Origin of the sequence: Rhodococcus sp. RCBS9 (genome assembly GCF_029457415.1) — a bacterium.
Classification (GTDB): Bacteria; Actinomycetota; Actinomycetes; order Mycobacteriales; family Mycobacteriaceae; genus Rhodococcus_F; species Rhodococcus_F qingshengii.
Map to the genome: position 1 here is coordinate 4,680,227 of NZ_CP120422.1, position 13,387 is coordinate 4,693,613.

The following is a 13,387-nucleotide window of genomic DNA, read 5'->3' on the forward strand; positions in this document are numbered from 1 at the left end:
AAAAATGCGCCCAGTCCTTGAGGGTTGGCACTCTCACGTATAGAGTGCCAATTGGCGCTGATCGAGTTCCGGCACCCGCGACGACGGGACTGCAGTGATGCGCCGTAAACGGCATACCCAAACAGCTGTCCGAGGATCGCCTCGGACGCACATACCCCAAAGTGGAGGGCTCATCGTGGCGAGCGTCAACATCAAGCCGCTCGAGGACAAGATCCTCGTCCAGGCCAACGAGGCTGAAACGACGACGGCTTCCGGCCTGGTCATTCCTGACACAGCCAAGGAAAAGCCCCAGGAGGGCACCGTCGTTGCAGTCGGCGAAGGCCGCGTCAACGAGCAGGGCAACCGCATCCCGGTCGACGTCAAGGAGGGTGACACGGTCATCTACTCCAAGTACGGCGGAACCGAGATCAAGTACGCCGGCCAGGAATACCTGATCCTGTCGGCACGCGACGTGCTGGCTGTCGTCTCCAAGTAAGACACACGTGATCCGCCCCGGAGTCCACACAGGATCCCGGGGCGGAATGCGTTCACGCCCCGAAGATTCAGGAGCTGACAGAACAGATGTCCAAGCAAATTGCGTTCAACGAGACCGCACGCCGCGCTCTCGAAGCCGGAGTCGACAAGCTTGCCGACGCCGTCAAGGTGACCTTGGGCCCGCGTGGACGCCACGTCGTGCTCGCCAAGGCATTCGGCGGCCCCACCGTCACCAACGACGGTGTGAGCATCGCCCGTGAGATCGAGCTCGAAGATCCCTTCGAGAACCTCGGCGCACAGCTCGTCAAGAGCGTCGCCACCAAGACCAACGATGTTGCCGGCGACGGCACCACCACCGCGACCGTTCTGGCCCAGGCCATCGTCCGCGGCGGACTCAAGAACATCGCAGCGGGCGCGAACCCGATGGCTCTCGGCGTCGGCATCAACGCCGCAGCCGACAAGGTCGTCGAGGAACTGCTCGCCGCAGCCACCCCCGTCGAGGGCGAGAAGTCGATCGCTCAGGTCGCCACCGTCTCCTCGCGTGACGAAGAGATCGGCAAGCTCGTCGGCGAGGCACTCACCCGTGTCGGAACCGACGGCGTCGTGACGGTCGAGGAATCCTCCACCGTTGCAACCGAACTCGTTGTCACCGAAGGTGTTCAGTTCGACAAGGGCTACCTCTCGCCCTACTTCGTCACCGACATCGATGCGCAGAAGGCCGTCTACGAAGACGCGCTGATCCTGCTCTTCCGCGAGAAGATCAGCTCACTTCCCGACTTCCTTCCGCTGCTCGAGAAGGTTGCCGAATCCGGAAAGCCGCTCTTGATCATCGCCGAGGACGTCGAGGGTGAAGTTCTCTCCACCCTCGTGGTCAACTCCATCCGCAAGACCATCAAGGCCGTCGCCGTCAAGGCGCCGTTCTTCGGTGATCGTCGCAAGGCATTCCTCGACGACCTCGCAGTCGTCACGGCAGGCACCGTCATCAACACCGACGTCGGCCTCTCGCTCAAGGAAGCCGGCCTCGAGCTGCTCGGCAGCGCTCGCCGCGTTGTCGTCACCAAGGACGAGACGGTCATCGTCGACGGTGCAGGCACCGCTGACGACATCGCGACCCGCGTTGCGCAGCTGCGTCGCGAGATCGAGAACACCGATTCGGATTGGGACCGCGAGAAGCTCGAAGAGCGTCTGGCGAAGCTGTCCGGCGGCGTGGCCGTCATCAAGGTCGGCGCAGCCACCGAAACCGATCTGAAGGAACGCAAGTTCCGCGTCGAGGATGCGGTCAACGCAGCCAAGGCAGCAGTTTCCGAGGGCATCGTCCCCGGTGGCGGATCGGCTCTCGTTCAAGCCGGTACGGCTCTGATCGGGAACCTCGGCTTGACGGGTGACGAGGCCACCGGCGTTGCCGTGGTCCGCGAAGCCCTCAACGCCCCGTTGTTCTGGATCTCCAGCAACGCAGGCATCGACGGTTCCGTCGTTGTCAGCAAGGTCGCCGAGATGACCAAGGGCGAAGGCTTCAACGCTGCCACCCTCACCTACGGCAACCTGCTTGCCGACGGCGTCGTCGACCCGGTCAAGGTCACTCGCTCGGCAGTGGTCAACGCCGCTTCCGTCGCGCGCATGATCCTCACGACCGAGAGCGCCGTCGTCGAGAAGCCGACCGAGGAAGTTGCCGACACCGGACACGGTCACAGCCACTGACTCGCTGCTCGTAGTTTCGACAAAGAAGAGATCCCCCACCGGATTCCGGTGGGGGATCTTTTTTCGTCTGGCGATCAGATGAGCGGGATCGTTGCGAACGGCTCGCTCGTCGGCTGCTGCGATCCGCCGGGCGGTTCGACAGTGAACGCCAACTTCGTATTCGGACCGATGCCGTCGAGCACCACCTGGGTAGTGGGTTTGACGTCACCCGGAGCCATCGTCCCCATCGGGATCATCGTGGTGTCGTCGGTGTCGCCCGGCACCAGCCACATCTGGTAGACGGTATCCGGACTCGGGGGAGTCACATCGTTCATCACGAGGACTGCGGCGTCTTCGGAGGGCGAGAACAGCGTCGTGGCACTACCGCCGCCCGGGATTTCACGCGTCGTGGCATGAACGTCGGGTGCTGCCATGATTTCGGACGCGGGGTTCTGCGGCGGCGTGTTGTCGGACAGCGTGCGCCCGATTCCGATGCCGCCGACCAGGATTGCGACTGCGGCGGCCGCCGCAAGAGCCACGGTCCACGGGCGTCGACGGTTACGGCGCTCGGCCAGCGAAACGGGGGCATTGGGAGCAGCGGCCTGCTCTGCGATCGAGGCAAGGACGCTGCTGCGCAGCGACGGCGGGGGCTCGACGGCGTCGACGACGGTCATCGCGGCCATGGTTTCGGCGGTGAGCCGGACCTGGGCGTCGAATTCGGCGTGGGTCGCGGAGTCCGAAGCGGCAAGTCGTTTGTCGACCTCACGGCGCTCGTCGAGGTCCAACGCATCGATCGCGTAGGCGTACGCGTAGTCGATCAGCTCTTCGTCCATCTCACATCACCCCCAAACATCCACGTAGGCGCAGTAGTCCGTCGCGAATTCGCGACTTGATCGTGGGAATCGCCACGCCGAGATCTTCGGCCACCTCGCGGTACGTTCGGCCGCCGTAATAGGCGAGAGTCACCGATTGGCGCTGAGTGTCCGTCAGCGTTTCGAGACAGTCGGTGACAGCACGATGCTCGTCTCTTCGTGTCACTTCGTCGCTGACGACGTCGAATTCGGGAGTGGCATTGGTGGTGTCGTAGAGAGCCTGTCGATCCGAACTCGACTGTTCGGAGCGCACGCGATCCACTGCGCGCCGGTGAGCAAGTGTCAGGAGCCAGGAAAGCGCGGACCCCTTGGCAGGGTCGAAGCTGTCGGCTGATTTCCAGGCCTGGAGGTAGACCTCTTGGACCGCTTCCTCGGAGAAACCTGGATCACGGAGTACACGAAGAACCATGCCGTACACACGGGAGCTGGTTCGGTCGTAGAACTCGGCGAAGGCGCTCTGGTCGCCACCGGCGACGTTCGCGAGGATCACTGCCAGCTCGCGTGATTCCGCGATTCGCGCGGTGCGGGCCGCAGAATTGTCCGTCGGGCATGCGTCGGCCGCATCCGACGCATGGTCTGGCTCGCTCACGAAGAGTTGTCTCGCTTCATCGCGTACAACCGTAGCGTGCATGTCCGGTTCTTTTCTCTTGGCCCGCCGTTGGCCGCTGTGCGCCTTTATTAACCGCGGGGGGTTGATAAAGGCGCACAGCAGGTGGGGACTACTGCGGCATCAGCACCGAATCGATGAGGTAGACGGTGGCGTTTGCGGTCTTGACTCCACCGCAGACGACAGTTGCGTCGTTGACCTTGATGTTGTCACCGGATCCGGTGACGGTGACCGTTCCGCCCTCGGCGGTGGGGTGCGTTCCGTCGATCGCGTCAGGGGCGATCTGGCCGGGAACCACGTGGTAGGTGAGGATCTTGGTCAGCGTGGCGCTGTCCGTCTTGAGGCTGTCGATCGTCGCGGGGTCGATCTTGGCGAATGCCGAGTCGATCGGTGCGAAGACGGTGAACTCGCCGCCGTTGAGGGTGTCGACCAGGTTGACGTCCGGGTTGAGCTGGCCGGAGACTGCCGCGGTCAAGGTGGTGAGCAACGGATTGTTGGACGCCGCTGTGGCAACCGGATCCTGGGCCATTCCGCTGACCGATCCGGCGCCGCTCGGCACTGCGGCTGCATAGTCGGCACAACCGGCACCGACCAGATCGGAAGCAGGCTCCGCCATCGCGCTGCTGGGAGACATGCTCGATCCCATGGCAGAAGACGTCATGGCGGCGCTGGACGTGTCGGTCGACGAATCGTTGTCGTCGGAGGAGCAACCGACCACGCCGAAGACGGCGAAAGAGGCTGCTGCGGTGACTGCCAGAACTCGAGTAGAGGTGTTCATGGGTCTGCCTTCCTGAAGGGATGTGCTGAGGTGCACTGTCAGAAGGCATTCGGAGGCGGGCGTCGGTCGGATGGGTCGTGTCGGAAATTCTTTTCGACGGTGTCCCGTCCACACGCAAAAGCCCCCGAAAACTCTCGGGGGCCTAGTGCGCTCTACCTACGTGTATCAGGAAGCTATGCGGGTGGTGCGACGGTGGCGCGCGTGTAGTTCACGTTCGGTTTCCGACATTCCTCCCCAGATGCCGTACGGCTCGGCGACGGTCAGCGCGTGGCTGCGGCACTGCATCAGGACCGGGCACTGACGGCACATCTCTTTTGCGCGGGTTTCGCGCTGGGCACGTGCTCTACCGCGTTCGCCATCGGGATGGAAGAACATGGAGGAGTCGACTCCGCGGCACAGACCGTGCATCTGCCAGTCCCAGATGTCTGCGTTGGGGCCTGGAAGGTGATTCGGTGCAGGCATGTTGACTCCTTACTGCAAGCTCGCGTTGATCAACGAGCGGACCAAGTTGCCCGGAGGTTATCCGGGCCTTCTGAATCGTTCACGCTTGCTAACCGTAAGGGTGCTGAGTAAATCGCGTCAATAGGCTCGTTCAGTGGCGATCGGCATATATCGAAATGCGAGAGTTAACGAAGTATATATTTACATTTCGGGCCCCTCGTGCGTTGTTCTGCGCCGATGTCGAAATTGGGTCGATCGAGGTGGCGGCCGGCAAGCCCGGCTGCTCGAGATGCGAAACCTACAGATCAGGGATATGTTCGAGGCTGATCGCCCGGCGAAATCACTCGGTCATTCGGCTCGGTTTGCGTCATTTGTCCGATATTGCGTGGGCGGGGTTGCACTCCATTTCGGGACTTAGTGCCCAAGTTTCAACTAGGACATCCGTCCAATAAGTAATGCGCAGTTAACGTCACGGATATATGCCCGTTAAATATCATTACGAGTACATTTGGCAAATCTCAGTTGAATATCTGATTAACTCCGACAAACTTGCCTTTTCGTGTTTCGTACGACTTTTGGCATCGTTGGTGTGACGCCGGTCGTGCGAATGTCTGCTCGTGCTGCTGCGATGATCAACCTGTGTCGACACCTGCGCGCCCTCAATCACCTGTGCCCAACGAAACAACTGCACTTCCAGGGTCCCTCGAGTCTGCCGCGTTCGGTGCGGATCCGGATCTCGACCGCCTCCCGGCGCCTTGCTCTGCCCGAGATTGGTGGACAACGGCAGTAGTGCTGGGTGGTCAGGGCCACTACGCAAGAGCGCGGGCTGCATTGGATGTCCTCGATCGGCTCACGGCCGGGTTCTCGACGCACTCGGATCGAGTTCTTGCCTCTCTGTCTGCCAGCACGAGGGCGTCGTTTCTTCGCCAGAGCGGACGCCATGCACTCGCGTCCACGTGGGACGGGCGCGCACTGGCGATCGTCGGCGGCCTGCCAGGTGATCCAGAGGCTGCCTGTGACGCTCTGACCGGTCTGGCCGCAGACGCCCTCGGCTGTGGCAGGCTCCCGCTCGGCTGGCGCCTGCTGGCGCAATGTCGGGCGCGTCTGGATGCCGAGGGCGGGCTGTGGCGGCAGGAAATTCGGATCGAATGGGTCTCCGCAGAATTGGCGTTGGCGGGAGGGGACTTCGCTCGTGCCGGCAGACACGCAGAACGCGCCGTCGAATTGTCAGCGGAATCGGAGTCTGTGCGGCACCGCGTGAAGTCGGATCTGCTGCGTAGCGCCGCGCTGACCGGAACAGACGCGAGCGCAGCCGTGAAGATGGCAGCAGATGTGTTCGCGCGGTGCCGGCAATACGGCCTGCTGCCCCTGGCCTGGGCGTCGTCTCTGTTGATCGAAGGTGTCAGCGGTGAGAGAACCTCACCGAGTGCCCAGGAGATCGGCGATCTGATTGCGATGCGTGGTGGATCACTCCTACCTTTGTCGTAACCACTCCACCGAAGTCTCCGGAGAACATTCCAGAAGGAGCTGTATCGATATCGCGACTGCTGGGCAGGTATGCGGAGACCAGTCGGTCCGGATGGTTACTCTTAGAGGGTTCCGCTGAGAGCGGGAGCACACCCGCTCGGGAGGTGCCACTGTAACGCCAGGATTTTCGCTGACGATGACAAATACGAGCGATGAGTTGGACACCGCGGTCGCCGCTGCTGCGCAGGGCGACCGTACAGCTCTAGCTTTGGTTCTGGAGAACATCCGACCGATGGTGGTGCGCTACTGCCGCGGTCGAGTGGGTGCGGCCGAGAGAGGACACCTGTCCGCTGACGACGTCGCACAGGAAGTCTGTCTGGCCGTGATGACCGCGCTGCCGCGTTATCAGGACCAGGGACGCCCGTTCATGGCCTTTGTGTACGGAATTGCCGCGCACAAGGTTGCGGACGCACATCGAAGCTCCGCCCGTAACAAGTCGGAGCCCGTTTCCGAAGTACCGGATGTAATAGCACTGGATGATGGTCCCGAACAGCGAGCTCTCGATTCGGAGTCCAGCAGACAGATGCACGAACTTCTCGGCACACTTCCGGAGAAGCATCGAGAAATCTTGATACTTCGCCTGGTGGTCGGGATGTCGGCCGAGGAAACGGCCGTCGCCGTCGGTAGTACCGCCGGAGCTGTACGAGTCGCTCAGCACAGAGCGATCGCGAAACTGAAAAAAGAAGTGACGAAAGCAGGTGAGAGCTTTGGCTAGAGACGAGGGGCATGACGCTTCGAATCTCGGTGATCTCGCCGACGACGGTACGCCAGTGGATTTGGCTGCGGTTCGGCGTGACGATGCGCTGATCGAATCCATTTCGAATGGTGGGCCGGTAGCAACCGATAGCACCGAACAGTACGAACTTGCGTTGATCCTCTCGCAGTGGCGTGACGATGTCGTTGCGACTCCGATGCCCGAGGGTCCGTTGTTGGACGATGTCATCGCTGCAATCACAGCGACGCCGTCCGGCTTCTCCGATCGTCAGCGTTCACGTTCCCGTTCTCGATTGCGTGTGGTTCGTCCGATCGCCGCCGCTGCAGCAGTTGCAGCAGTGGTCTTCGGTGGCGCCACGGCGATGGCGTACGACGCCCAGCCCGGCGATGCCCTGTGGGGCGTCAAGCAGGTCGTCTTCGCCGACGAGGCCAACTCGACAGTTGCGAAGATCGACACGACTTCCGAGCTGGAAAAGGCCGAGCGGCTGTTGGCTGCCGGAGACATTCCTGCGGCAAAGATGGTGCTGGACAACGCAGCTCACCGTGCCGATGCAGTCAAGGACTCGCAGGACAAGACCGACCTCGTCGAGCGTTGGGGCAAGTTGATGACGCAGGTCCAGGAGACCACGTCACCCGTAGCGCCGCCGCCGACGAGTGGTCAGCCGGCCGGCCCGACCACTTCGATCACGGCAATTCCGGGCTCCTCGGTCAAACCGCTCAATCCTCAGGGACCTGGCGAACCGACAAGTTCGACCAAACCAGATCCGGGAGTGCAGCTGCAGTTGCCACCGACGTCGGTTTCCTCGACGCCTCCGACCTCGTTGCCGACGACAACCACGACGACAACGACCACCACCACGACGACGACGTCTCTGGCGCCTGCCTCGTCGCCGTCCGGTGATTTCTCGTCACCGCCGCCCTGAGACCCGCTCTGATCGGCATCGTTCCGATCTGAATTCATACGAAAGTGGCCGACAAGCAATTGCTTGTCGGCCACTTTCGTATGAGCTTGGGTGAGGTTTCGCTCAGCTGTCGAAACCGTCGCCGTGCATCGCCTCGTTCATCGACGCGTCGGCGTATCCACGGCAGTAGTCCCACGTGACATATGCCTCAGGCATCGGGTCGTAGGCAGGCTCGTGAGGGCGGACGGTTCCGTCCACGAGCAGCTGCAGCAGGTTTGCGCGCAGCATGTCCCAGTCGTGGTAGTGATCCTGTTGGCAGTCCTCGCAGCAGACTACGAGACCGCGGATACCGCGGTGAGCGAGGAGTGCCTCGTAAACAGCGAGGTCAGCGAGATCCTCCTCGACCGCTTGGCGTTCGTGGGGGTCGAGTGGTTGGCCCGGCTCGATGGCATCGAGAGCCGCGGAGGGGTCAGCTGGGTCGCCGGCGAAGGGATCTGGCGGCAGACCGGGGGGCAGTTGATCACGCACAGCACCACGGTACGCAGGTCAGGGGGGTCAGCGCCACTTGTTACGCGTACACGCAGCGTGGGTGGGATGGTTCGGACCTTTGAGTGAGCCGATACCATGGTGTGCAACGCCGGGAAAAGGTGCCAGGAATTTCTTTCCATGCAGGCGCCTTCTATCCGATATCCAGCTTTCGTAATCCGTTTCGAGGCGGCTGCTACAGCGGTCGCCCTGGGCGAATCTAGGTCCATGGAGGGTCCTGACCGCATGAGTAGTTCTGCAGGACATGTACACACCGGAGGAGACGACCCCAACAAGGTCGCGATGCTGGGACTGACATACGACGACGTGCTGCTGTTGCCGGCTGCGTCCGACGTCATCCCGAGCCAGGTCGACACGTCCAGTCAACTGACCCGCGACATCCGTCTGCGGATTCCGTTGGTCAGTTCTGCGATGGACACCGTCACCGAGTCGCGCATGGCAATTGCGATGGCACGCGCCGGCGGCATGGGTGTTCTGCACCGCAACTCGTCGGTTGAGGTCCAGGCAGGACAGGTCGAGACGGTCAAGCGTTCCGAGGCCGGCATGGTGACCGATCCCGTCACGTGTAAGCCGACCGACACGATGGGTGAGGTCGATGCGAAGTGCGCTCGTTTCCGCATCTCGGGTCTGCCTGTCACCGACGACGCCGGCCAGCTGGTTGGCATCGTCACCAACCGGGACATGCGTTTCGAGGTCGACCAGAATCGCCCGGTCGTGGAGATCATGACCAAGATGCCCCTTATCACCGCTCAGGAAGGCGTCACCGCTGACGTGGCACTGGGCCTTCTTCGTCGGCACAAGATCGAGAAGCTGCCGATCGTCGACGGCAACGGCAAGCTCACCGGTCTGATCACGGTCAAGGACTTCGTCAAGACCGAGCAGCATCCCGACGCCACCAAGGACCGTGACGGTCGACTGCTCGTCGGCGCTGCAGTCGGTGCCGGCGATGACGCCTTCCAGCGCGCGATGGCGCTCACCGATGCCGGTGTGGACGTACTCGTGGTGGACAGTGCGCACGGGCATTCGTCCAACGTTCTCGACATGATCGCCAAGCTCAAGCGTGAACTGGGCGAGCGGGTTCAGATCATCGGTGGCAACGTCGCTACGCGCGCGGGTGCTCTGGCACTGGTCGAAGCCGGCGTCGATGCCGTCAAGGTCGGAGTCGGCCCTGGTTCCATCTGCACCACCCGCGTCATCGCCGGTGTCGGTGCCCCTCAGGTCACGGCCATCCTGGAAGCGGTTGCCGCGTGCAAGCCTCTCGGTGTGCCCGTCATCGCAGACGGTGGACTCCAGTTCTCCGGTGACATTGCGAAGGCTCTTGCCGCAGGTGCGTCGACGGCCATGCTGGGTTCACTCCTGGCCGGTACCGCTGAATCGCCCGGCGAACTGATTCTGGTCGGCGGCAAGCAGTTCAAGAGCTACCGCGGAATGGGTTCGCTCGGCGCGATGCAGTCGCGTGGCGAGGCCAAGTCGTACTCCAAGGACCGGTACTTCCAGGACGACGTACTTTCCGAGGACAAGTTGGTTCCGGAAGGCATCGAAGGACGTGTTCCGTTCCGTGGCCCGCTCTCGCAGGTGACGCACCAGCTCACCGGTGGTCTGCGCGCTGCCATGGGATACACGGGGTCGGCGACGATCGAGCACCTGCAGAACGCTCAGTTCGTCCAGATCACGGCGGCCGGTTTGAAGGAAAGCCATCCGCACGACATCACGATGACTGTCGAAGCACCCAACTACACCGCTCGTTAGCAACCAGTACACGAGAAAGGGGCGCGCGTGCGCGACCTCGTTGAGATCGGCATGGGTCGAACGGCCCGACGTACCTACGAGTTGGACGATGTGAACATCGTTCCCTCCCGGCGAACTCGTTCGTCGAAGGAGGTGTCGACTGCTTGGCAGCTCGACGCTTACAGGTTCGACATTCCTGTCCTCGCACATCCCACCGACGCGTTGGTCTCGCCGACTTTCGCGATCGAGTTGGGTAAGCGCGGCGGCCTCGGTGTCATCAACGGTGAAGGCCTGTGGGGCCGTCACCCCGATGTCGAGGAGAAGCTCCGGCGTCTCGTCGAGATCGCCGAGAAGGACGGTGGCGTCGACGCGGCCATCCGCTACCTGCAGGAGCTGCATGCGGCTCCGCTGCAGGCCGGTCTTCTGGCAGCTGCGGTGGCGCAGGTCCGTGATTCGGGGGTCACCACTGCCGTTCGCGTCAGCCCGCAGAATGCGCGCGCACTGACGCCGGAGCTGATCAAGGCGGGAATCGACCTCCTGGTCGTCCACGGCACGATCATCTCGGCCGAGCACGTCGTGCACACCGAGCAGGAACCGCTCAACCTCAAGACGTTCATCTCGGAACTCGACGTTCCGGTTGTCGCGGGTGGGGTCAGTGACCACCGCACCGCGCTGCACCTGATGCGTACCGGCGCTGCCGGTGTCATCGTCGGGTACGGGTCTACCGAGGGTGCAACCACCACCGGTGAGGTCCTGGGCATCGGCGTTCCGATGGCCACGGCCATTGCCGATGCTGCAGCAGCCAGGCGCGACTACCTCGACGAGACGGGTGGACGCTACGTCCACGTCATCGCCGACGGTGACATCGCAACTTCGGGTGATTTGGCGAAGGCCATCGCCTGCGGTGCCGACGCTGCCGTTCTGGGCACGCCGCTGGCCGTGTCCGCCGAGGCGCCGGGTGGTGGCTGGTACTGGCCGTCCGCTGCGGCTCATCCTTCGGTTCCGCGTGGAGCACTTCTTCCGGTTTCCTATGGTGAGCGTCCGAGTCTGGACCAGGTTCTGAGCGGCCCTTCGGACGATCCGTACGGTTCGCTGAACTTCGTCGGTGGTCTCCGTCGGTCGATGGCGAAGGCCGGATACTCCGATCTCAAGGAGTTCCAGAAGGTCGGGCTGACAGTCCGCGCGTAGTTTGTACCTTTCTGTGGCCCCGGTTCTTCGTGAACCGGGGCCACAGTTCGTTGTGCAGGACTTTCTTCCGTTCCTGATACTTGCGGTTACGCTTATGGGGCCCCTTGTGGTGGTAGTCACAAGGGATAGGTGCATACTGGCGGGTAACTACGGTTCACGGTGGAGGTGTCCTGATGGGCAAGCAACGGGCAACGGACTACGACGTACTGATCGTCGGATCCGGGTTCGGCGGAAGCGTGAGCGCGCTTCGTCTCGTGGAGAAGGGCTACAAGGTCGGCGTCATCGAAGCCGGCCGACGGTATGCCGACGAAGATTTCGCGAAGACCAGTTGGGATCTCAAGAAGTTCCTCTGGGCTCCGAAGCTGGGGTGCTTCGGCATTCAGCGCGTGCACCTGTTGCGCGACTGCCTCATTCTCGCGGGCGCAGGCGTCGGCGGCGGGTCGTTGAACTACGCCAACACGCTGTACCAGCCGCCGGAGCCGTTCTTCCAGGACAAGCAGTGGGCGCACATCACCGACTGGCGAAGCGAGCTCACCCCGTACTACGAGCAGGCTCAGAAGATGCTCGGCGTCGTGCAGAATCCGCACATGACGCCCGCTGACGAGATCATGAAGTCCGTCGCCGACGACATGGGCGTCGGCGACACGTTCATCCAGACCCCTGTCGGCGTCTACTTCGGTGAGCCGGGCAAGAAAGCGAAGGACCCGTACTTCGGCGGCGTCGGACCCGAGCGCACCGGTTGCATCGAGTGTGGCGAGTGCATGACGGGCTGCCGTCACGGAGCGAAGAACACGCTCCTCAAGAACTATCTGGGCCTTGCCGAGACAGCCGGCGCCGAGATCATTCCGATGACCACCGTGTCCGGGCTTCGTGAGGCTCGCGACGGTTCGTGGGACGTGTTCACCGAGCGAACCGGTGCATTCGGACGAAAGAACCGCCGCACCTACACGGCTGCGAACGTCATTCTCGCGGCCGGAACGTGGGGCACTCAGCATCTGCTCTTCGACATGAAGGACACCGGAGCGCTGCCCAAGCTCTCCGACAAGCTCGGCGAGCTGACTCGAACGAACTCCGAATCCATTGTCGGCGCAGGCAAGTACAAGGTCGATCCCGCACTCGACCTGACCCGCGGAGTGGCGATCACCTCGTCGTTCCACCCGAGCAGCGACACCCACATCGAGCCGGTCCGCTACGGCAAGGGATCGAACGCGATGGGCCTGTTGCAGACCTTGATGACGGACGGCGGCGGCAAGACGCCCCGATGGATCAAGTTCCTCGGTGTGGTTGCGAAGAATCCGTACCAGATGTTGCGCATGTTGACGGTCAAGGACTGGAGTGAGCGCACGATCATCGCGTTGGTCATGCAGAACCTCGACAACTCCATCACCACGTACACGAAGAAGGGCCTGTTCGGTCGACGCAAGGTCACCAGCAAGCAGGGCCACGGTCAGCCGAACCCGACGTGGATCCCGGAGGGCAACGAGGCGACGCGTCGAGTTGCCGAGAAGATCGACGGCGTCGCGGGCGGCACGTGGGGCGAGATCTTCAACGTTCCACTGACGGCGCACTTCCTCGGCGGTTGCGCTATCGCGTCGGATTCCGATCACGGCGTCATCGATCCGTACCACCGCGTGTACGGCTACCCGACGCTCAGCGTCGTCGACGGCGCAGCGGTCTCGGCCAACCTCGGCGTGAATCCGTCGCTGACCATTGCCGCTCAGGCCGAGCGTTCGGCCTCGCTGTGGCCGAACAAGGGGGAGACCGACCTGCGTCCCGCCCAGGGCAGCGGCTACGAGCGTTTGGCTCCGATTGCACCCAAGTCGCCTGTGGTGCCGGCGTCGGCCCCGGCCGCGCTGGTCCTGCCGATCGTGAAGATCACCGGCGGCAAGACAGCTACCGCTGTTCCGGCGGAGCCGGCAGCCGGATAGTTCGC

At 62.8% G+C, this 13,387-nt stretch carries 13 protein-coding genes; 8 read left to right on the forward strand and 5 right to left on the reverse strand.

The features are described from left to right. Positions 1-175: 175 nt before the first annotated feature. Both groES and groL read left to right on the forward strand, forming a co-directional pair. Positions 176-475, forward strand: coding sequence for a co-chaperone GroES (gene groES / locus P0M12_RS21925; RefSeq protein ID WP_003940763.1), 300 nt, complete (start codon positions 176-178; stop codon positions 473-475). 86 nt (positions 476-561) lie between these two features. Beyond that, positions 562-2,172 carry a chaperonin GroEL gene (groL, locus tag P0M12_RS21930; RefSeq protein ID WP_003940715.1) on the forward strand — a complete coding sequence of 537 codons (1,611 nt, stop codon included), beginning with the start codon at positions 562-564 and terminating at the stop codon, positions 2,170-2,172. A gap of 74 nt (positions 2,173-2,246) precedes the next feature. Here the strand turns inward: groL and P0M12_RS21935 are convergent, their stop codons facing one another. The 4 genes from P0M12_RS21935 to P0M12_RS21950 all read right to left on the reverse strand — a co-directional run bounded on the left by P0M12_RS21935 (position 2,247) and on the right by P0M12_RS21950 (position 4,870). Beyond that, the gene (locus P0M12_RS21935) at positions 2,247-2,984 is read right to left on the reverse strand and encodes an anti-sigma factor (RefSeq protein ID WP_054188123.1); all 738 of its coding nucleotides are present in this window, start codon (positions 2,982-2,984) and stop codon (positions 2,247-2,249) included. 1 nt (position 2,985) lies between these two features. Then, a complete protein-coding gene (locus tag P0M12_RS21940; RefSeq protein ID WP_007728615.1) occupies positions 2,986-3,654 on the reverse strand; it encodes a sigma-70 family RNA polymerase sigma factor in 669 nt (222 codons plus the stop codon). An 88-nt stretch (positions 3,655-3,742) separates the two neighbouring features. Then, positions 3,743-4,408, reverse strand: coding sequence for a fasciclin domain-containing protein (locus P0M12_RS21945; protein WP_007728616.1), 666 nt, complete (start codon positions 4,406-4,408; stop codon positions 3,743-3,745). Positions 4,409-4,573: 165 nt separating this feature from the next. Then, on the reverse strand, positions 4,574-4,870 hold the full coding sequence (locus P0M12_RS21950; protein ID WP_003940939.1) for a WhiB family transcriptional regulator: 297 nt from the start codon (positions 4,868-4,870) through the stop codon (positions 4,574-4,576). Positions 4,871-5,518: 648 nt separating this feature from the next. Here P0M12_RS21950 and P0M12_RS21955 point away from each other — a divergent pair. The 3 genes from P0M12_RS21955 (at position 5,519) to P0M12_RS21965 (ending at position 8,013) form a co-directional block, all read left to right on the forward strand. Then, entirely contained in the window at positions 5,519-6,337 is an 819-nt protein-coding gene (locus P0M12_RS21955; protein ID WP_277376814.1) for a hypothetical protein, read from the forward strand. A 175-nt stretch (positions 6,338-6,512) separates the two neighbouring features. Then, a complete protein-coding gene (locus tag P0M12_RS21960) occupies positions 6,513-7,091 on the forward strand; it encodes a sigma-70 family RNA polymerase sigma factor (RefSeq protein WP_003940953.1) in 579 nt (192 codons plus the stop codon). Continuing rightward, positions 7,075-8,013: an anti-sigma-D factor RsdA gene (locus P0M12_RS21965; protein ID WP_231917247.1), complete on the forward strand. Its 939-nt coding sequence runs from the start codon at positions 7,075-7,077 to the stop codon at positions 8,011-8,013. Before P0M12_RS21960 ends, P0M12_RS21965 begins: the two co-directional genes overlap by 17 nt. 102 nt (positions 8,014-8,115) lie before the next feature. On the opposite strand, the gene P0M12_RS21970 is transcribed toward P0M12_RS21965, so the two are convergent. Next, a complete protein-coding gene (locus P0M12_RS21970) occupies positions 8,116-8,520 on the reverse strand; it encodes a DUF5319 domain-containing protein (RefSeq protein ID WP_003940777.1) in 405 nt (134 codons plus the stop codon). A gap of 243 nt (positions 8,521-8,763) precedes the next feature. Here P0M12_RS21970 and guaB point away from each other — a divergent pair, with 243 nt between their 5' ends. The 3 genes from guaB to P0M12_RS21985 all read left to right on the forward strand — a co-directional run bounded on the left by guaB (position 8,764) and on the right by P0M12_RS21985 (position 13,382). Next, positions 8,764-10,287, forward strand: a complete 1,524-nt coding sequence (gene guaB, locus P0M12_RS21975) for an IMP dehydrogenase (protein ID WP_020723641.1) — start codon at positions 8,764-8,766, stop codon at positions 10,285-10,287. 27 nt (positions 10,288-10,314) lie between these two features. Further along, positions 10,315-11,454, forward strand: a complete 1,140-nt coding sequence (locus tag P0M12_RS21980) for a GuaB3 family IMP dehydrogenase-related protein (protein WP_003940976.1) — start codon at positions 10,315-10,317, stop codon at positions 11,452-11,454. 173 nt (positions 11,455-11,627) lie between these two features. Then, positions 11,628-13,382, forward strand: a complete 1,755-nt coding sequence (locus tag P0M12_RS21985) for a GMC family oxidoreductase (RefSeq protein WP_003940689.1) — start codon at positions 11,628-11,630, stop codon at positions 13,380-13,382. The last annotated feature ends 5 nt before the right edge of the window (positions 13,383-13,387 follow it).

Coding starts and splice junctions, on each gene's coding strand:
- P0M12_RS21950 (WP_003940939.1), bottom strand. CDS start 4,870: ATGCCTGCACCGAATCACCTTCCAGGCCCCAACGCAGACATCTGGGAC.
- P0M12_RS21935 (WP_054188123.1), bottom strand. CDS start 2,984: ATGGACGAAGAGCTGATCGACTACGCGTACGCCTACGCGATCGATGCG.
- P0M12_RS21945 (WP_007728616.1), bottom strand. CDS start 4,408: ATGAACACCTCTACTCGAGTTCTGGCAGTCACCGCAGCAGCCTCTTTC.
- P0M12_RS21960 (WP_003940953.1), top strand. CDS start 6,513: ATGACAAATACGAGCGATGAGTTGGACACCGCGGTCGCCGCTGCTGCG.
- groL (WP_003940715.1), top strand. CDS start 562: ATGTCCAAGCAAATTGCGTTCAACGAGACCGCACGCCGCGCTCTCGAA.
- guaB (WP_020723641.1), top strand. CDS start 8,764: ATGAGTAGTTCTGCAGGACATGTACACACCGGAGGAGACGACCCCAAC.
- P0M12_RS21985 (WP_003940689.1), top strand. CDS start 11,628: ATGGGCAAGCAACGGGCAACGGACTACGACGTACTGATCGTCGGATCC.
- P0M12_RS21940 (WP_007728615.1), bottom strand. CDS start 3,654: ATGCACGCTACGGTTGTACGCGATGAAGCGAGACAACTCTTCGTGAGC.